Annotated in this window: 16 protein-coding genes; 11 read left to right on the top strand and 5 right to left on the bottom strand. The window is 71.2% G+C overall.

Features of this window, described 5'->3' with window-relative positions; all coding sequences use genetic code 11:
• Nucleotides 1-15: 15 nt before the first annotated feature.
• The 3 genes from ACQP00_RS01995 to ACQP00_RS01985 are packed head-to-tail and all read right to left on the bottom strand — an operon-like array spanning nt 16 to nt 3,270.
• Complete coding sequence (locus tag ACQP00_RS01995) at nt 16-885, bottom strand: LLM class F420-dependent oxidoreductase (RefSeq protein WP_433213444.1); 870 nt, start codon at nt 883-885, stop codon at nt 16-18.
• The gene (locus tag ACQP00_RS01990) at nt 882-1,883 is read right to left on the bottom strand and encodes an acetamidase/formamidase family protein (RefSeq protein WP_433213441.1); all 1,002 of its coding nucleotides are present in this window, start codon (nt 1,881-1,883) and stop codon (nt 882-884) included. Before ACQP00_RS01990 ends, ACQP00_RS01995 begins: the two co-directional genes overlap by 4 nt.
• Nucleotides 1,876-3,270 (bottom strand): APC family permease, encoded by a 1,395-nt coding sequence (locus tag ACQP00_RS01985; RefSeq protein WP_433213438.1) that lies wholly within the window; start codon nt 3,268-3,270, stop codon nt 1,876-1,878. Before ACQP00_RS01985 ends, ACQP00_RS01990 begins: the two co-directional genes overlap by 8 nt.
• Nucleotides 3,271-3,364: 94 nt before the next feature.
• Between ACQP00_RS01985 and ACQP00_RS01980 the strand changes: the two genes are divergently transcribed.
• A complete protein-coding gene (locus ACQP00_RS01980; protein ID WP_433213435.1) occupies nt 3,365-6,025 on the top strand; it encodes an NACHT domain-containing protein in 2,661 nt (886 codons plus the stop codon).
• On the opposite strand, the gene ACQP00_RS01975 is transcribed toward ACQP00_RS01980, so the two are convergent.
• Nucleotides 6,022-7,122, bottom strand: a complete 1,101-nt coding sequence (locus tag ACQP00_RS01975) for a substrate-binding domain-containing protein (RefSeq protein WP_433213432.1) — start codon at nt 7,120-7,122, stop codon at nt 6,022-6,024. The genes ACQP00_RS01980 and ACQP00_RS01975 overlap by 4 nt on opposite strands.
• A 48-nt stretch (nt 7,123-7,170) precedes the next feature.
• On the opposite strand from ACQP00_RS01975, the gene ACQP00_RS01970 reads away from it, so the two are divergent.
• The 10 genes from ACQP00_RS01970 (at nt 7,171) to ACQP00_RS01925 (ending at nt 17,126) form a co-directional block, all read left to right on the top strand.
• Entirely contained in the window at nt 7,171-7,599 is a 429-nt protein-coding gene (locus ACQP00_RS01970; RefSeq protein WP_433055225.1) for a MarR family winged helix-turn-helix transcriptional regulator, read from the top strand.
• On the top strand, nt 7,596-7,955 hold the full coding sequence (locus ACQP00_RS01965) for a VOC family protein (RefSeq protein ID WP_433213429.1): 360 nt from the start codon (nt 7,596-7,598) through the stop codon (nt 7,953-7,955). The genes ACQP00_RS01970 and ACQP00_RS01965 overlap by 4 nt, the downstream gene beginning before the upstream one ends.
• Before the next feature lie 308 nt (nt 7,956-8,263).
• Nucleotides 8,264-8,470 (top strand): hypothetical protein, encoded by a 207-nt coding sequence (locus ACQP00_RS01960; RefSeq protein WP_433213426.1) that lies wholly within the window; start codon nt 8,264-8,266, stop codon nt 8,468-8,470.
• Between the two features lie 34 nt (nt 8,471-8,504).
• Nucleotides 8,505-10,289: an exosporium protein gene (locus ACQP00_RS01955; protein ID WP_433213423.1), complete on the top strand. Its 1,785-nt coding sequence runs from the start codon at nt 8,505-8,507 to the stop codon at nt 10,287-10,289.
• A 76-nt stretch (nt 10,290-10,365) separates the two neighbouring features.
• A complete protein-coding gene (locus ACQP00_RS01950) occupies nt 10,366-12,840 on the top strand; it encodes a DUF2334 domain-containing protein (protein WP_433213420.1) in 2,475 nt (824 codons plus the stop codon).
• A gap of 105 nt (nt 12,841-12,945) precedes the next feature.
• Nucleotides 12,946-13,479, top strand: coding sequence for a SigE family RNA polymerase sigma factor (locus tag ACQP00_RS01945; protein WP_433055209.1), 534 nt, complete (start codon nt 12,946-12,948; stop codon nt 13,477-13,479).
• The gene (locus tag ACQP00_RS01940) at nt 13,476-14,618 is read left to right on the top strand and encodes a hypothetical protein (protein WP_433213417.1); all 1,143 of its coding nucleotides are present in this window, start codon (nt 13,476-13,478) and stop codon (nt 14,616-14,618) included. Before ACQP00_RS01945 ends, ACQP00_RS01940 begins: the two co-directional genes overlap by 4 nt.
• 142 nt (nt 14,619-14,760) lie before the next feature.
• Entirely contained in the window at nt 14,761-15,273 is a 513-nt protein-coding gene (locus tag ACQP00_RS01935; RefSeq protein WP_433213414.1) for a hypothetical protein, read from the top strand.
• A 66-nt stretch (nt 15,274-15,339) separates the two neighbouring features.
• Nucleotides 15,340-15,885 carry a TetR/AcrR family transcriptional regulator gene (locus ACQP00_RS01930; RefSeq protein WP_433213411.1) on the top strand — a complete coding sequence of 182 codons (546 nt, stop codon included), beginning with the start codon at nt 15,340-15,342 and terminating at the stop codon, nt 15,883-15,885.
• Nucleotides 15,885-17,126 carry an MFS transporter gene (locus ACQP00_RS01925; protein ID WP_433213408.1) on the top strand — a complete coding sequence of 414 codons (1,242 nt, stop codon included), beginning with the start codon at nt 15,885-15,887 and terminating at the stop codon, nt 17,124-17,126. The genes ACQP00_RS01930 and ACQP00_RS01925 overlap by 1 nt, the downstream gene beginning before the upstream one ends.
• Here ACQP00_RS01925 and ACQP00_RS01920 read toward each other — a convergent pair.
• Nucleotides 17,082-17,924, bottom strand: a complete 843-nt coding sequence (locus tag ACQP00_RS01920) for a helix-turn-helix transcriptional regulator (protein WP_433213405.1) — start codon at nt 17,922-17,924, stop codon at nt 17,082-17,084. The genes ACQP00_RS01925 and ACQP00_RS01920 overlap by 45 nt on opposite strands.
• Between the last annotated feature and the right edge of the window lie 88 nt (nt 17,925-18,012).

Below are 18,012 nucleotides of genomic sequence, written 5' to 3'. Positions count from 1 at the left end.
CCAGAGGTTTGACCGTTAGATGGACGCCACGCGGGGCAGGATCTTCTCGGCCAGGCCGTTGGCGAACTCGACCGGGTTACGGTCCGGCATGGTCATGACCTCGGTGATGCCCAGCTCCTTGAACGCCTCGACGTCGGCCAGCCAGGCGTCCGGGTCGACCAGGGCCGGCCGGGTCACCACGGCGGTCTTCACGATCGAGTCATAGTCGCGCCCCTCGGCGTCACAGTGCTCGCGCAGCACGTCGAGCTTGTGGGCGAGGTCCTCCTTGGTCGTGCCGAAGAGGTTGCAGGCGTCGGCGTACTTGGCCACCAGCCGCAGCGTCTTCTTCTCGCCGCCCCCGCCGACCATGATCATCGGGTGCGGCGAGCTGATCGCGGCCGGCGAGTTGATGATCTCGGTGAGCTGGTAGTGCTTGCCGTCGAACGTCTTCTCGGGGTTGGGGCTCCACATCTGCAGGCAGATCTGCAGCGTCTCCTCCAGCCGCTCGAACCGCTCGGCCATCGGCACGACGGGCACGCCGAGGCCGCGCTGCTCCCGCTCGTACCAGGACGCGCCGATGCCGAGCCGGGCCCGCCCGCTCGACAGCACGTCGAGGGTGGTGACGATCTTCGCGAGCAGGCCCGGGTGGCGGTACATCACGCCCGTGACCAGCAGCCCCAGCGTCATCTTCTGGGTCAGGCCGGCCACATAGCCGAGGGTCGTGTAGCCCTCCAGCATCGGCTCCTCGGCCGGGGCCATCTGTTCCATCTGGAAGTAGTGGTCCATGACCGTGAACGAGTCGACGCCCGCCTGCTCGGCGATGGTCACGGTTTCGCGCAGCGTCGGCCCGATCGCGGTGGGCTCGGCGGGGTTGGAGAAGTTCCAGTAGTGCAGACCAAGCTTCATGAACCCATTCTTAGCGCGGTCTGGCGCAGTCGCGCATGAACTCCGTCGTACGCCTCGGCATTGCGCAGGTACCGCTTGGCGACCTTGGCCACCATCGTGTAGTTCGTGTCACAAACATTGCCGACCGGTGCCTCGCCGGCCTGGCTGATCAGCTGGTACGCGTCCAGCTCGTCCAGCCCCGTCAGCCCGGCCACCCACGTGACCAGGTCGTGCTGGCTGATCCGGTACGCGTCCTCGAGCGGCCGGGCCGAGCCGGTGCTCATGAGGAACTCGTCCGACTCCAGCCGCGGCCACGGCGTCGGCACGCCCTTGAGCAGTTCGACCACGAGCGTGGTGCGCATCGCGCACTCGACGGCCACCCCGCTCACCTCGCCGTGCCCCTGCCGCGCGTGCCCGTCGCCGAGCGCGAACAGCGCACCGTCCACATTGACTCCGAAGTAGACGGTGACCCCGGCGCGCAGCTCGGGCGTGTCCATGTTCCCGCCGTGCGCATCCGGCGTGATGGTCATGCGCGCCTCGAACGCCGCCGGCGCCACCCCGACCGTGCCGTGCATCGGATCGAGCGGCAGGTCCACGACGAAATCGCTGTTGCGCGCGCTGAAGCGGACGGTGTCGCGGGACAGCTCGTACAACCAGACCCGCTCTTCCAACGGCGGCTGGAGGGTGGCCGTGTGCGACGTGGACGTGAGCGCCCCGAAGTGCGGGAAGGTGCTGGACACGGCCCAGTCCCGCGCCGGTTCGAGGCTGACGAAGTGCAGCGCCAGGGTGTCCCCGGGCGCCGCACCCTCCACGTAGAACGGCCCGCTGACCGGGTTGAGGAACGGAAACTCGACCACGGCGGTGGGCAGCGTGTCGACACCGGTGACGCGGCCGCCGAAGCAGTCCTCGGTGTACACCCGCAGCACGTCCCCGGGTCTGACCCTCCTCACCGGCGCCCGCCCGCCGAAGGTATAGGCCAGTTCGTCAGCGGTCGGCTCGTACACGTGCAGTTCAGTCATGCGCCTGTCCCTCGGTGGTTTGCCCAGCCAGCTTGGGGCGGCGCCCGGTCGCGTAGAGCGCCACGAGAATGATCACGCCGATGCCCAGCCACGTGAACCCGAGCATCTGGGCGGCGACCTTCGCGTTGATCACGACGTACAACAGGATGGCGAACCCGATCAGCGGGAACACCAGATGCCGCAGCCAGTCGCGACTGCCGTTGCGCACCACATGGTGCCAGAACACCGAGACGTGCAGCGCCAGGAACGCGGTCATCGCCCCGAAGTTGACCAGCGTGGACAGCAGGGTGATCCCGTCGTCCCGCGACCACATGTAAAGCCCCAGCCCGAGCGACACGACGGCCACCACGAAGGTGGCGTTGACGGGCACGCGATGCTTCGCCGAGATCCGCGCGAGGAATGCGGGCAGCTGCCGGTCCCGGGCCATCGCGTACAGCAGCCGCGAGGTGGCCACCTGCGCCACGAGCGCGTTGGCGAACCCCCAGGCGACCGCGGTGGCCACGGCGGTGAGGGTGGCCAGCCAGGCCCCGCCGCCCACGCGCGCCGCGTCGTAGAAGGCGGTCCCGCCCGGGTCCCCCTCGTCGAGCAGCTTCTGCGGATCGGGCACGAGCAGCGCCGCCACCCAGGTCTGCACGATGAAGAGCACCCCGGCGAGCGCGAGCGCCGCGACCATCGACCGCCCGATCTGCCGCGCCTCCCCGCGATGCTCCTCGGCGAGCATCGAGATCCCGTCGAACCCGAGGAACGACAGCACGGCGATCGACACCGCCCCGAACACGAGCGGCCACGAGAAGGTCGCGCTGTTGTACAGCGGGGTCAGCTCGAACCCCCGCCCCTTGCCCTGCGACAGCGCCACGATCCCGATCACGATGAAGATCGCCAGCACCACGAGCTCGCCGATCAGCATGAACTTGTTGACCAGCGCCGTGAGCTGGATCCCGAGCAGGTTGACGACGGTGTTGAGCACCACGAAGGCGACCAGCCAGGCCCAGATCGGCACCGCGCTGACAACGGAGTTCATGGCCACACTGGCGACGAGGTACAGCAGGCTCGGCACCAGCACGTAGTCCAGCAGGATCACCCAGCCGGCCAGGAAGCCCACGGGCGCCGCGATGCCCCGTCCGGCGTAGGTGTAGACGGACCCGGCCATCGGGAACGCCTTGACCATCTGGGCGTAGGAGAGCGCGGTGAACACCATGGCCACCATGCCGATCGCGTACGCGAGCGCGACCATGCCGCCGGAGCCCTGAAAGACCCCGCCGAAGATCCCGAACGGCGCGATGGGGACCATGAAGATCAGGCCGTACACCAGGAGATCGGTGAACGTGAGGGAGCGCTGCAGCTCCTGCGTGTATCCGAACCGCTCGATATCGGGAGGCTCCGCCATGCCCCCGAACGGTAGCCCTAATACTTGAAAATGGAAAGATTCTTCGCCCCGTGTACTACCCTGCGTCGCATCGACTGACGGAGGGTCTCTCTCGATGACGGCGGGAATCGACGCGGTTGCGGGCAAGGCCCTCGCCCTGGCGGGCCGCCAGGTCTTCGGGACCATCCAGCGGCGCTTGCGGAATCACAAGGTCCAAGCCGAGAGCCGGGCCGTGGTGTCGGTCAGGGTGGCCGAGCGACTCGCCGAGGACCTGTCCGACGTCGAGCTGGCGGGGCTGGCCGACTACCTGTCCTCGCCAGAGTTCGACGAGGTCGCGCTGCAGCTGGTCCTGTCCGAGCAGATTCTGCCGGACGGCGAACTTCGGTACGCGCTGCACGAGCAACTGCGACAGGGCATGCGCCACTGCATGAAAGCGCCGGCCGATGTGCTGCTTCGGGCGGCGGATGTCCTCCTGGATGCCTTGCTGGTCGGCTTTCAGCAGGCCCATCCGCATGTCGTCGGGTTCGACAGCATGACCGCGGCCTCAACGGCCAGCCTGGCCACCGCGGCCGCACGCAACGGCGAACTGCTCGGCCGGCTCGACGCGATCGTCCGGATCCGGCAGGACGGCGCCCAGCTGCGCCAACAGGTGCGGCGGCTCAACGGCCGGATGCGGCTGCCACACGCCGGGGTCAGCCGGACCGCGACCTACGAGCAGCTCTACGTCATGCCGCCGCTGTTGCCCCGGCACGAAGACGACCTCCCGCCCGTCGTGGCCGACCTCGCGACACCCGGCGTCCGCACCGTCATCCTGGGCGCACCGGGAGCCGGGAAATCAACGCTCATGGCCAAACTCGCCCACGACGCGGCCGCCGGCCGGATCGAAGGGGCGCAGCGGCGGGTGCCGTTCCTGGTGACCCTGCGGGACCATGTGGACGACTTCCGCCGCAACGCACACACGCTCGGCAGCTATCTGCAGCTCGCGGCCCGGGCTCCGTACAACGTCGACCTGTCGGCCGACGCGGTGGACTACCTGCTCGGCAACGGTCAGGCGCTGGTGCTGCTGGACGGCCTCGACGAGCTGGTCGATCCGGCTCTGCGTGGCCGAGTCGGCAACCTCATCGAGGGCTTCGCGCACCGCTACCCACTGGTGCCGATGGTGGTGACCTCGCGGATCGTCGGCTACGAGGTCGCCCCGCTGGACTCGACGATGTTCGAAACGGTGACGCTGGGCGACTTCACCGACGAGCAGGTCGCCGACTACGCCCGGCGCTGGTTCGTGTTGGACGACGCCACGCCCGCCCAGGAACAGGCCCGGCTGACCGAGTCGTTCCTGCGCGACAGCGTCGCCGCCCAGGAGTTGCGGCGCAGTCCCCTGCTGCTGTCGCTGCTGTGCGCCATGTACTCCTACGAGCGCTACATCCCACGCAATCTGGCCAGCATCTACGAACGCTGCGCGACGATGCTGTTCGACCAGTGGGACTCGATGCGTGGCATCAGCGTGCCGATGAAGTTCCAGGGCCGGGTCCGCTACGCCGTGCAGCACCTGGCGTGGCGCTACTTCTCCGAGGATCTCGACCCGCAGCCCGGGCCGCGGGTCACCGCCGTCCTGGCCGAGTATCTCACCGCGCGCGGCCACGACCGCGACGACGCCGAGGCCGCCGCGGAGGGCTTCCTGGAGATGTGCACCGGGCGCGCCTGGATTCTCGCCGACGTGGGCACCGACCGGTCGGCCCCGCTGTACGGCTTCACGCACCGCACGTTCCTGGAGTACTTCGCCGCCGAACACCTCGTACGCACCCACCGCACCGCCGAGGACCTGATCGCGGCCCTGCGACCCCGGCTCGAGCAACGCGGCTGGGAGGTGGTCGGCCAGATCGCCCTGCAACTGTTCGACCGCCATGTGGATGGCGGCGCGACCGAGACCCTGGAAACGCTGCTCGCGGGACATTCTGCATCCGTCGAAGAGCGGTCGGCCGTGCTGGCTTTCTGCGCCAGATCGCTTGCTCACGTCGGTCCGGAACCGGCGACCGTGGCCGCCATCGTCAACCATGCGATCGACCTGGCCCTGCGGTTCTCGTTCGAGGACCGCTGCCGCTACTGGCCGAACGCCGAGCAGGACACGAACCTGCACCTCTTCGACGGCCCCCTGTACCAGGCCCTGTACGTGAGCTCGGCCGACAACTTGGAGTACGTGCGCCGGACCGTGCTCGAACGGCTGACCGCGCTCGTCGCCGACGGTTCGCCGGTCGGCACGTACCTCGCGGCGACCATCGGCCGGCGCATGAACACCGACGACGCGGCACGGGGCGACGTCTGGGAGGCTGTCGCCGCCACCTTCGGGCCGGCACCCCGGCTCGGCCACTACGTCGCCGACGCGGGTCTCTGCGGAACGACCATCCCGGCGCCCGTCGATCTGCTGCGCCTCGACTTGTGGGACTCCGCACGGGAATTGCGGGACGAGTTGCTGCGGAGTCCAGCACCGGGGCTGCCCGGACGCGTATGGAACCAACAACGGTCGGGCATCTCGTGGCTCTCCGACTATCTCGGCGCCATCCAGTGGCCGGCGAACGACGAGGACCGGGCCACCGTGCTCGTCCTGCTGCTGCCCTACCTGGAGACTTTGAGCCTGGACATGCGGCTCGACCACCACATCTCCGCGTTCGCTTTCGATCGGCGCAACCGGACCGAGAAGGTGGACATCTCCGGCTTCCCCGCGGAGGCGCGTGAGTTTCTCGATCGGTGGCGGCGCGGGCTCGTCAGCGTCTTCGACTAGAAGGCGCCCAGCACGTCGAAGTCCAGGCCGTCCGCGCGGGCCAGGTACACCGGCGGATCCACGTGCCGGCCCCGCACGGTCAGGGTGCCGCGGCCGCCCGTGATGGTGGTGCCGTCGGCCGTGGCGTCCATCGCCGCCGGGTGCAGCGAGCCCGCGCGGGAGGCCAGCGCGGCCAGCAGGCGGACGCCGTCGTAGCAGGCCTCGGCGTGGCCGTTGAGGACCGGGGCCTGCCAGCCGTAGCGGTGGGTGTACCGCTCGACGAAGGCCAGCCCCGCGTCCGTGGCCACGTTGCCGAAGTAGCCCATGGTCGCGTACAGCTCCCCCGTCGCGTCCCCGCCCGTGGCCAGCAGGCCGTTCTCCTCCAGGGCGGCGCACAGGCGCGGGGCACGCAACGGCGAGGCGGCGTACGCGCGGTTGAAGGCGGCCAGGTCGCTGCCGACCAGCGTGAGCAGCACCGCGTCCGCGCGGCGGCGATGCACCAGGTCCAGCAGCGGGGCCGGGTCCAGGGCGCCGAACGGGACGTAGCGCGCGGCCACCACCTGGGCGCCCGCCGCGCGCAAGTACGCCACCGCGGCGTGGTGCAGCATCCGGGGCCAGACGTAGTCGTTGCCGATCAGGGCCCAGCGGCGGGCCCGGCGGTGGCGGACCAGCCAGTCCATGGCCGGGCGGAGTTGGGTGGCCGGGGTTTCGCCCAGCAGGTAGACGCCCGGGGACCGTTCGCCGCCCTCGTACGGTGGCGTGAACACGTACGGGACGCGCCCGTTCAGCGCCCGCACCGCCGCCACTCGCACGTCGCTCGCGTGCGTGCCCACCACCGCGGCTATCGCGCCCGCGCCGGCCAGGTCGGCCAGGTCCGTCGCCACCGCCTGCGGGGGGCGGCCGGCGTCCAGAAGGACCAGCTCCATCGGGCGGCCCAGCAGGCCGCCGGTGGTATTCAGCTCGGCCACGGCCAGCCGGGCGCAGTTCAGCACCGCCGGCGCCATCATGCCCAACGTGCCCGAGGTGGGTACGGCCAGCGCCACCCGCACCGGGCCGCCCGGGTCGGGTGGGAGCAGGCGTGCCTCCAGCGGGTCGGTGATGACCCGGACCTCATCCACGACGCCGAGTATCTTCACTATGGCGGGTGGGCGGAAGGGGTGACATCGGTGGATGCGGTCGGGCTGCGGTCCCACCTCGGATATGTGCTGAGCGAGGCCGAGCGGGCGGTGAACCGGGGGTTCGCGGCGGCGCTGCAGGCGGAGGGCGTTTCCGTCGAGCAGTGGCGCATCCTGCAGGCGCTCTCCGACGGGCGGGGGCACTCCATGGGGGACCTCGCCGAGGCGGCCCTGATGCCGCATCCGACGCTCACCAAGGCGATCGACCGGCTTGTCGATGCTGCCCTTGTGTACCGCCGGCAGGACCCCAACGACCGCCGGCGCGTCGCGGTCTATCTCTCCGAGGCCGGCACCACGCTGCTCGACCGGCTCGATCACACGGCCACCGCGCATCATCGGGCGGTCGAGGCGGCGTTCGGGAGTGCGCGGGCGGAGCGGCTCATGCGGGAGCTCACCCAGCTGATCGAGACCGTGCGATGAGGCTCAAGGCGACCGTCCTGAATGCCTCCGACGCGCGGCGGCTCGCGCGCTTCTACTCCGACCTGCTCGGCTGGCCGGTCGACGCCGACGAGGAGGGCTGGGTCACGTTGGTCGATCCGGCCGGCGGGGCCGCGCTGTCGTTTCAGACCGAGCCGTTGTACGTCCAGCCGGTCTGGCCCGCCACGCCCGGCACCCAGCAGATGATGCTGCACCTGGACATCGCCTGCGACGAATTGGACAGTGCCGTCGCCCGGGCGGTCGCGCTGGGCGCGACGCTCGCCGAGCACCAGCCCCAAGAGGACGTGCGGGTCTGCTTGGACCCCGACGGCCACCCGTTCTGCCTCTTCGTGCCGTAGACCCTTGTCATCCGGTTGGCGTGGGAGTCCATCCCGCGCTGACGACAACGTGCCTGCAACCTGACGGCTACCTTAAGTGGACCAGCCCGGCGACGGGCTGACGGGAAGACAGTGATCCGCCGGGCGCACCATCTTGGTCGCCGAATCGGCCCGGCGGGGAGTCAGTGGCGAAACCGGACCCGGACAACGTTTTGTGCCAAGGGGATCCGGTGCGTGCCTACGCGCGAATCTCCGACGCATCCGCTCACAGCGCTCGCCGCGTGCTCCGCGGTCGCTGCGCCGTGCCCTCGTGTCCTGGAGGAGTCGCCGTGCACAAGAAGGTCGTCATCGGCATCGCGGCCGGCGTCACGGCCGGCGCGCTCGCTCTCGGCATCGGGCTCGGGGTGGCGCACGAGGACAAGGCCCAGCACGCGCCGACGGCGGAGAGCCGGCCCGCGAAGGACGGCGAGATGCCGGCGCCACCCGCGCCGCCGCAGCTCAAGCCGTCCGAGCGGGTTGTCGTCACCGGTAAGTAGCACCCAGTTCCGCCACTGAGATTCGGGAGACTTCGTGTTCCAGTCCAAGAAGCAGAAGATGGCCGCCATCGGCGCGACCGCCGCGGCCGTCCTCGTCGGCGTCGGCGCCACCGCCTACGGCGCCGTGCCGGACTCCGGCACCGGCGTCATCACCGGCTGCCGCACGACCGCCACCGGCGCGCTGCGCGTCATCGACTACCAGGGTGGCCAGCGCTGCAAGAGCGGCGAGACGCAGATCCAGTGGAACAACCAGGGCCAGAAGGGCTCCACCGGCGCCCAGGGCCCGGCCGGCCCCGTCGGCCCGCCCGGAGCCAAGGGCGCCACCGGCGCGACCGGCGCCACGGGTGCCACTGGCGCGACGGGCGCCACCGGCAAGACCGGCGCAACGGGCGCGACCGGCGCGACCGGGGCCACGGGCGCAGCCGGCGCCAAGGGTGCCACGGGTGCCCAGGGCGCGACCGGCGCGACCGGCGCCCAGGGAGCGACCGGCGCCACGGGCGCAAAGGGCGCCACCGGCGCGACCGGCGCCCAGGGCGAAAAGGGCGACACCGGCGCGACGGGTGCGCAGGGTGCCACCGGTGCTCAGGGCGCGACCGGCGCGCAGGGTGAAAAGGGCGAAACCGGCGCCCAGGGCGCGACTGGCGCCACCGGCGCGCAGGGTGAGACCGGCGCGGCCGGAGCCCAGGGCGTCCAGGGCGAAAAGGGCGACACCGGCGCGACCGGCGCCCAGGGCGAGACCGGCGCGCAAGGTGCGCAGGGTGCCCAGGGCGAAAAGGGCGAGACCGGCGCGGCTGGAGCCCAGGGCGAGACCGGCGCGCAAGGTGCGCAGGGTGCCCAGGGCGAAAAGGGCGAGACCGGCGCGGCTGGAGCCCAGGGCGTCCAGGGCGAAAAGGGCGAGACCGGCGCGACCGGTGCGCAGGGCGACAAGGGCGAGCAGGGCCTCCAGGGCATCCCCGGCGTCAACGGCCAGGACGGCGCCCCCGGCCCGCAGGGCGAGAAGGGCGAAACCGGCGCCACGGGTGCGACCGGCGCCCAGGGCGAGACCGGCGCCACCGGCGCGCAGGGCCTGCCCGGTATGCCCGGCGCCAGCGCGTACGACATCGCCAAGCTCGCCGACCCCAGCATCGGCTCCGTCGACGAGTGGCTGCAGACGCTGGTCGGGCACGGCACCGACGGCAAGGACGCGTACCAGATGGCGGTCGACAGCGGCCTCTTCGCCGGCACCCCCGACGAGTGGCTGACCTCGCTCAAGGGTGCCACCGGAGCCACCGGCGCGACCGGTGCCCAGGGCGAGACCGGCGCGCAGGGTGCCGCGGGCGCCCAGGGCACGGCGGGCAAGGACGGCACCGCCGGCAAGGACGGCGTCAACGGCTCCTCGATCCTGACCGGCGCGGGCCTCCCGGCCGGCACCGCCGGCAACGTCGGCGACGTGTACCTGAACACGACCGACTTCCTGATGTACAAGAAGACGGACGCGACGACCTGGTCCCCGATCGGCAGCATCAAGGGTGCCACCGGCGCCCAGGGTGCGCAGGGCGCGACGGGCGCCACCGGTGCCACGGGCGCGGCCGGCGCCGGCTACACCAAGGTCACCGCCACGTCGGCCACGCCCGCCTCCTCCGGCTCGCGGACGTACAGCTTCAGCTGCACCACCGGCGTGGTCCTCGGCGGCTCGATCGTCGTCAACTCCGGCAGCCTCTCGCAGACCTCTTCGGCCCGCGACGGCAGCGACGAGAGCGGCAAGACCTGGATCTTCACCATCACCCGCAACGGCGTGACCTCGGGCTCCTTCACCCCCACGCTGTACTGCGCCAGCTAAGACCCCCCGCAGAGGGCCCCGGCTCGAAGGAGCCGGGGCCCTCGTCCCAAAAGCCAAAGCCAAGAAAGGCGAACCTGTGCGCATTTCGGTGAAGCTGGTGGGGTCGGCGCTGGTCGGCACCCTGGCCGCGGGCAGTCTCGGGACGGTGGCACACGCCGCGGCCCCGGGCGTCACCGCCGTCACCCCCAAGAACGGCTCGACGGGGGTCTCGACCGCCGTCCACCCGACCGTCTCGTTCAACGACGCGACCGACCCGGCCTCCCTGCGGTACTCGTTCGTCAAGACCAGCGGCGGCGCCGCCGTGCCGGCCTACTACACCTACGACTCCCCCACCCACACCTTCTCGTTCGTCCCGCGGGCGGCGCTGGCCGACAGCACGCGGTACACGATCACGGTGAAGGTGAAGGGCAGCACCGGTGTGCTGAGCGACCAGTACGTCTGGGCGTTCACCACCGGCGTCACCGACCGCAGCGCGCCGAGTGCCCCCGGCGCCCCCGCCGTGAGCGACGTGACCACCACCGGCGCCACCGTGAGCTGGGCCGCGTCCACGGACAACGTCGGCGTCACGGGATATCAGATCTTCAGCGGTACGGCCACGACGCCGATCGCCACGCTCACCGGCAACCCGCCGGCGACCACCACGACGCTGTCCGGCCTCGCGCCGAGCACGCTCCACTCGCTCACGGTCAAGGCCGTCGACGCCGCGGGCAACGTCTCGCCGGCCGGGGCCGCGGCCGAGTTCACCACGCTGACCCCGCCGCCCCCGCCGGACGTGACGGCCCCGACCGCACCCGGTGCGCCGGTGCCGGGCGAGCTGACCGCGACCAGCGTGGCGCTGTCGTGGGAGGCGTCAACCGACGACCGGGGCGTGGTCGCGTACCGCGTGACCGGCGGCCCGAGCGTGCAGACGGTCACCGCGACCAGTGCGACGATCAGCGGGCTGAGCGCGCAGACGCCGTACACCTTCTCGGTCGAAGCCCTTGACGAGGCGGGCAACGTCTCGGCCGCCTCGCCCGGCACGCTCGTCACCACGCCGGCCGCCCCGCTGGTCAACGCCCGCAACGGGGCCGGCATCCCGGGCGCGACGGGCAAGACGCTGGTGCTGTACGACACCACCGGCCCTTATGGTTTCCTCGGCGAGCAGTACGCGATCGCGACCGCGAACCTGTCCTCGCACTTCGGTGACTGGACCGCGCAGCCCGTCGTGGACTACACGGCCGGCGAGCTGGACGCCTACCAGGCCGTGATCTACATGGGCTCGACCTACGACGAGCCGATCCCGACCGCCTTCCTCGACGACGTGACCGCCACGACCAAGCCGGTCATCTGGGTGTACGACAACATCTGGCAGCTCACCGCCCGCGACCCGAACTTCGTGGCGAACCGCGGCTTCAACTGGACGCAGTTCGACGTCTCGGCGGTGTCGAAGGTCAACTACGAGGGCAAGACGTTCACCCGCGACCCGCAGAACATGGCGGGCATCATGGGCACGACGATCTCCGACGCCAGCAAGGCGACCGCGATCGGCGACGCCGTGCGCGACACGGACAGCTCGGCCTTCTCGTGGGGCGTGCGGGCCGGCAACTTCACCTACCTCGGCGAGATCCCGTACTCCTACATGACCACCAACGACCGCTACGTCGCCTTCGCGAACCTGCTCGAAGAGGCCCTCGCGCCAGGCACCACCGAGCGGCACCGGGCCCTGGTCCGTATCGAGGACGTCGGGCCGGACGCCGACCCGGCCGAGCTCAACGCGATCACCGCCTACCTGTCGAGCAAGAACGTGCCGTTCTCGGTCGCGGTGTACCCGCGCTACGTGGACTCCAAGGGCGCCTACAGCGACAACGGCCGGCCCGAGGACTACACCCTGGCCGACCGGCCGCTGGTGGTCGCGGCGCTGAAGAACATGCAGGCGCACGGCGGCACGCTGCTGATGCACGGCTACACGCACCAGTACGCGAGCAAGGACAACCCGTACAACGGGGTCAGCGCGGACGACTTCGAGTTCTACACGGCGCACGTCGACGCGGTCACCAACAACGTCATCTACGACGGGCCGGTGGCCGAGGACTCGCAGGCCTGGGCCCAGGGCCGGATCGACGCCTCCTTCCAGGCGTTCACGGCGGCCGGCCTGGCCAAGCCGACGATCTTCGAGTTCCCGCACTACGCCGGCAGCGACGCGTCCAACCGCGCGGTCGCGGCCACGTTCAACACCCGCTACGACCGCGGCCTGTACTCCTCGGGCGCGATGCGCGGCGGCGCGCTGGACAACACGCGGATCATCGGGCAGTTCTTCCCGTACACGGTGCGTGACATCTACGGCGTGGTGACCTACCCGGAGAACCTCGGCAACATCGAGCTGGAGCCGTACAACAACCACCCGGCGATGCTGCCGGCCGACCTGGTCGCCGCCGCGCAGCTGAACATGTCGGTCAAGGACGGCGTGGCGAGCTTCTTCTTCCACCCGTACGTGCCGGTGAGCTACCTGCAGCAGACGGTGGAGGGCATTCAGGCCGCGGGCTACACCTTCGTCCCGGCGGGCTCGATGTAGTCACCGCGTGCAAGTGTGGGGCGGTCCCGGAACATTTCGGCGAAAGCTGAAACCGGGGCCGCCCTTTCGGCCGTCTAGTCCCCGCGACGATTGGAGCAACGACTGGTGAACCGCGACGACGAGGCGGCGTACCGGGAGTTCGTCTCGGTGCAGATGGACCAGCTGCGCGGACTGGCCTATCTGACCTGTGGCGACTGGCAGCTGGCGGAGGACGCCGTGTGCACGGCGCTGGCCAAGCTGTACGCCCGCTGGCGCAAGGTCGAACGGCCGGAGAGCTACGCCCGCACGATGGTGGTGCGGGCCGCGGTCGACGAGGTGCGGCGGCCCTGGTGGCGGCGCGAGCACGCGGTGGGCGACGCCATGCCCGAGCCGGCCGTGCGCGACCACACGCCGGACGTCATCGACCGGGTCACGGTCCTCGAGGCGCTGCGCACGCTGCCGGTACAGCAGCGTGCCGTTCTGGTGCTGCGCTACCTCGAAGGCCGGACCGTCCAGGAGACCGCCGAGGCGCTGCGGTGTCCCGAGGGGACCGTCAAGACCAACACGGCGCGCGGCCTGGCCAGGCTGCGCGAGCGGCTCGACGTCGCCGAACCCCTTGGCACGATCGCGGGATCCGGACATATCGAGAGGGCGTCATGACCCAGAACATGCAGGACTTGTTGCAACAGGCGCGCAGCGACGCCCTGTCCGCGGCGCCGCCGATGCGCCGGGACGTCGACGACTTCGTGAGCGCGGGGCGCAAGCGCCGCGCCAAGCACCGGCTCCTGCAGGGCGGCGCCGCGGCCACCCTGACCGCCGCGGCCGTGTTCGCCGCGCTCGTCATCCCGCAGGCGCTCTCCTCGGCGCCGAGCGCGCCCGTCGGGGCCGGGGCGACGGCCGTCCCGCCGGCGTATCCGGACGCGCAATGGACGTACAGCCTCAGCGGGTACAAGGCCGGCGAGTTCACGGTCACCGCGCCGGAGCACATCACGCCGGGCTACCAGGAGCTCTACGTGCGCCACGGCAACGAGAACGAGAACATGTACGACGGCACGAGCGGGGGCGTCGCCGCGACCTCGCCGCTCTACAGCGCCACCGTCACCGTGTACCGCCCGGGCGTCTTCCAGCCGACCAAGTTCGCGGCCGGCGAGCACGTCACGGTCAACGGGCGGCCGGGGCTGTACCTGAGCGACGCCATGTACATCGACTCGGCCGACCTCGCGCCGGCGCCCGAGCTGGCCTGGCAGTACACCGACAACGCGTGGGCCGTGGTGAGCTCGGTCATCGGCGGCCGGTACAACAAGGCCGACCTGCTCAAGGTGGCCGGCGGCCTGACCGGCGCGGCGGCCACCCCGGCGACCGTGGCGATCAAGACGACCTACACGCCGGCCGGGTACTCCCTCACGTCCGCCGGGCGCACCGACGACTTCCCGTCCGGCGCGTCGTACATGGCGGCGAGCCTGCGGCTGAGCAAGGTGCGGCCGTCCTACGCCTCGCTCACCGAGCCGGTCGACGCCTCCACCGGGCACGGGCCGACCGTGCGGATCGCGTTGTACCCCACGGAGTTCACCGACGACACGCACCGGAAGCCCGGCAGCGCGGCGTACTGCAACTCCGGCAACGCGAACCTGTGCTTCCGGATGTCGGCCGACGGCAAGTACCTGGCCGAGATCTACGCCGACGGCGGCGCGAGCATCCCGCAGGCCGAGCTGCTCAAGACGCTCGACAACCTGCAGTTCGCCGACCCGAAGCAGCCCTCGACCTGGTTCCCGGTGACCGAGGCCGTCCCCGCCCTCTGACGCAGCGCGAAGCAGCCCGGCACCCGCCCAGGTGCCGGGTTTTTCGTGTCCAACGGCGGCGCATCGGAGGACAGAATTGCACCTTTTTTGCACCTAGCCTGAGTTGGTACCGATAACCGGCGAAGCGAGAGCGGGTAGCCCAATGGCCACGATGATCGACCTGGACCAGCCCGCCACCGAGCCCGTCGCGCGGCGTCGCAAGGGCCGGCTGATCCTGGGCGCCGTGGCCCTCGCCGCCGTGGCCGGGGTGGCCGGCTGGCAGGCCCCGAACGCCGTCGCCGCCCTGACCCGCCCCACCTACCAGGGCGAGAACGCCGACCGGGTGGCGGCGCAGCTGGAGTGCGACGGCTACACCCGGGCGAGCACCCACGACGAGAGCGTCTACAAGTACCGCGACCTGGGCACCTGCACGATCAACGGGACCGTCGTCACGATCACCACGTTCGACACGGCGGCGGACCAGCGCACGTTCGAGGCGGTCATGCAGTCGGTCATCCCGATCGTGCACCCGACGTGGTCCGGCGCCTCGTACGCGGCCGGCGAGGGCTGGACGGTCGCCGACGCCCGCAGCATGACGCCCGAGATCGCGGCGCTGGCCGTCCAGCGCATGGGCGAGGGTGCCACGCACATCGTCCGGAGCGCCGCGGCGTCGTAGCCTGGTCGGGATACCGGTAAAGAAAGACTGTGTACAGACGTACACAACCAGTGTACGTTTGTACACATGACGCCCGCCCGCCGGCACGATCCGGACCGCAAGGACCGCATCATCGACGCGGCCATCGCGGTCATCGCCGAGCACGGGGTCGCCGGCACGACCCACCGGCTCATCGCGGCCGCCGCCGACGTGCCGCTGGGGTCGCTGACCTACCACTTCACCAGCCTCGAAGACCTGCGGTGCCAGGCGTTCCGGCGGCACGCCGAGCGCATGTCGGTCGCGTACGAGGCGCACTTCCGCGGGGTACGGAACCGCGAGGAACTCGTCGAGGCGGTCACCGACCTCATCGACGGCGACGCCGGCGCGGGCGCGTCGGACTGGGCGATCGCCTACGAGTTGTATCTGGCCGCCCTGCGCGAGCCGGCCCTGCGCGAGGTCACCGAGGCCTGGATGCGCACGAGCCGGGCCGTGCTGGAGCGGTTCGTCGACCCGACCACCGCTCGGGGCATCGACGCCCTGATCGAGGGCCTGGTCATGCACAAGACCCTGTCGACCGGGCCCGTGTCCCGCCAGGACATCCGGGTGATCGTCGACCGAACGATCGGAACCTGATGAGCCACCCCCTCAGCGAAACCGCCGTCCCGCCGCACGCGGCCACCGCCACCGCCAAGGCCGCCACCCGCGCCACGTACGCCGCCTTCATCTGGTCCGGCGTGTCCATGGCCAGCTGGGCCTCGCGCATCCCGCAGATCCGCGACGCCCTGCACCTGTCCCCCTCCAAGCTCGGCCTGGTCCTGCTGTCGATCGCGGCCGGCTCGATTCTCGCGCTGGTCGGCTCCGGGCACATCGTGGCCCGGTTCGGCTCGCGCAAGACCGTCACCGCGATGGCCGGGCTGCTCATGATCGCCCTGGCTGGCGCGGCGTCCGGCTACCACCTCGGCGTGCTGCCCGTGGTGCTGAGCCTGCTGCTGTTCGGCTTCGCCAACGGCGCGTGGGACGTGGCCATGAACGTCCAGGGCGCCGTGGTCGAACGCGCGGTCGGACGATCGATCATGGCTCGCTTCCACGCCGGATTCAGCGTCGGTACCGTCGCCGGCGCCCTCCTCGGCGCGCTCATGGTCACCACGCACGTGCCCGTGACGCTGCACCTGGCGCTCACCGCGCTCGTCGTCGGGGTCAGCACCATCTACTCGGTCCGCAACTTCATGCCCGACGGCGCGGCCGAGCACGCCCCGGCCGAGGGCGGCGGCCTGGCCCACACGCTGCGCTTCTGGCGCGAGCCGCGGACCCTGCTGGTCGGGCTGTTCGTGCTCGCGTTCGCGCTGGCCGAGGGCACCGGCATCGACTGGATCAGCATCTCGCTCATCGACGGCTACCAGGCCCCGGCCGCGGTCGGCACGCTCGCCTTCGCGGTCTTCCTGGCCGCGATGACGGTCGGCCGCTGGTTCGGCCCGGACCTGCTGGACCGCTACGGCCGGGTGACCGTGCTGCGGGTGCTGGCCGTGTTCACCGTCGCCGGGCTGCTGCTGTTCATCTTCGGCCCGAACGTCGGCACCGCGTTCCTCGGGGCGATCCTCTGGGGTGTCGGCACCTCGCTGGGCTTCCCGGTCGGCATGAGTGCCGCCTCGGACGACCCGAAGTTCGCCGCACCGCGGGTCAGCGTGGTCGCCTCCATCGGCTACTGCGCGTTCCTCGGCGGCCCTCCGCTGATCGGCTTCCTGGGCGACCACTTCACGGTGCTGCGCTCGCTGGTCGCGGTGACCGCGCTCGTGGCGGTGGCGGCGCTCATCGCGCGGGCGATCCGGCCGCTACCCGCGGACGGTGAAGTCCTCGCTGCCGAGCACCATCAGTAGCTGCAGCCGCTCGCGGCTCTCCGCGTCGGCCGGGGTCAGCACCACCAGCAGCTGACCCTGGTCCGGCGTGACCAGGGTCTCGCAGTCCATCAGCACCGGGCCGACGCGCGGATGCAGGAACGTCTTGCGGTCCGCGCGCCGCACGGCCACCTCGTGCTCGGCCCACAGCCGCCGGAAGTCGGGGCTGGCCGCCGTCAACCGCGCGACCAGGTCGGCCAGCACCGGATCGTCGGGGCGCCGGCCCGCGGCCGCCCGCAGATCGGCCACCATCTGCCGGGCGTGCTGCTCGACATCGTGGTCGGGCTGGACCTGGCGGCTCTGGGGTTCGGTGAACCAGCGGTACACGAGAAAACGCCGGAGACCCGTGAAGCCCGTGTGGTCGCCGGCCAGCAGCGTGGACGCCCGGTTCTGGGCGAGCACCTCGCCGAGGTCGGACAGCACCATCGCCGGGTTGTCGCCGAGCAGGTCGAGCAGCCGGACCAGCCCGGCCCGGGCCAGGCTCGCCGCCCCGACGGCGGTCGGCGGCTGGTGCCCGGCCAGGCGGAACAGGTGGTCGCGCTCGTCCTCGGACAGCCGCAGCGCCCGGGCCAGGGCGGCCAGCAGTTGGGTCGAGGGCTGACTGCTGCGGCCCTGCTCCAGGCGTACCACGTAGTCGACCGACATGCCGGCCAGCCGGGCCACCTCCTCCCGGCGCAGCCCGGCCGTGCGCCGGCGGGGCCCGTCGGGGATGCCGACGTCGGCCGGGCGGATCGCCTCGCGGCGCCGGCGCAGGAAGTCGGCGAGCTGGTCACGCTGCATGGACCCATCGTCTCTCCGGCCGACCCGGCCAGCCAGGGAGCGGCGCTCCCACGATGCGCGCTCCACTCCCGGCCGGTCACGATCGGGT

Origin of the sequence: Dactylosporangium sp. CS-047395 (assembly GCF_050942185.1) — a bacterium.
In the GTDB taxonomy this organism is placed as follows: Bacteria; Actinomycetota; Actinomycetes; order Mycobacteriales; family Micromonosporaceae; genus Dactylosporangium.
This window is presented reverse-complemented; position numbering and strand designations above follow the sequence as displayed.

What these genes read in the sequence shown, in the direction of transcription:
- ACQP00_RS01980 (WP_433213435.1), top strand. Translation starts at nt 3,365, where the DNA reads ATGACGGCGGGAATCGACGCGGTTGCGGGCAAGGCCCTCGCCCTGGCG.
- ACQP00_RS01930 (WP_433213411.1), top strand. Translation starts at nt 15,340, where the DNA reads ATGACGCCCGCCCGCCGGCACGATCCGGACCGCAAGGACCGCATCATC.
- ACQP00_RS01965 (WP_433213429.1), top strand. Translation starts at nt 7,596, where the DNA reads ATGAGGCTCAAGGCGACCGTCCTGAATGCCTCCGACGCGCGGCGGCTC.
- ACQP00_RS01920 (WP_433213405.1), bottom strand. Translation starts at nt 17,924, where the DNA reads ATGCAGCGTGACCAGCTCGCCGACTTCCTGCGCCGGCGCCGCGAGGCG.
- ACQP00_RS01940 (WP_433213417.1), top strand. Translation starts at nt 13,476, where the DNA reads ATGACCCAGAACATGCAGGACTTGTTGCAACAGGCGCGCAGCGACGCC.
- ACQP00_RS01935 (WP_433213414.1), top strand. Translation starts at nt 14,761, where the DNA reads ATGGCCACGATGATCGACCTGGACCAGCCCGCCACCGAGCCCGTCGCG.
- ACQP00_RS01990 (WP_433213441.1), bottom strand. Translation starts at nt 1,883, where the DNA reads ATGACTGAACTGCACGTGTACGAGCCGACCGCTGACGAACTGGCCTAT.
- ACQP00_RS01985 (WP_433213438.1), bottom strand. Translation starts at nt 3,270, where the DNA reads ATGGCGGAGCCTCCCGATATCGAGCGGTTCGGATACACGCAGGAGCTG.
- ACQP00_RS01995 (WP_433213444.1), bottom strand. Translation starts at nt 885, where the DNA reads ATGAAGCTTGGTCTGCACTACTGGAACTTCTCCAACCCCGCCGAGCCC.
- ACQP00_RS01925 (WP_433213408.1), top strand. Translation starts at nt 15,885, where the DNA reads ATGAGCCACCCCCTCAGCGAAACCGCCGTCCCGCCGCACGCGGCCACC.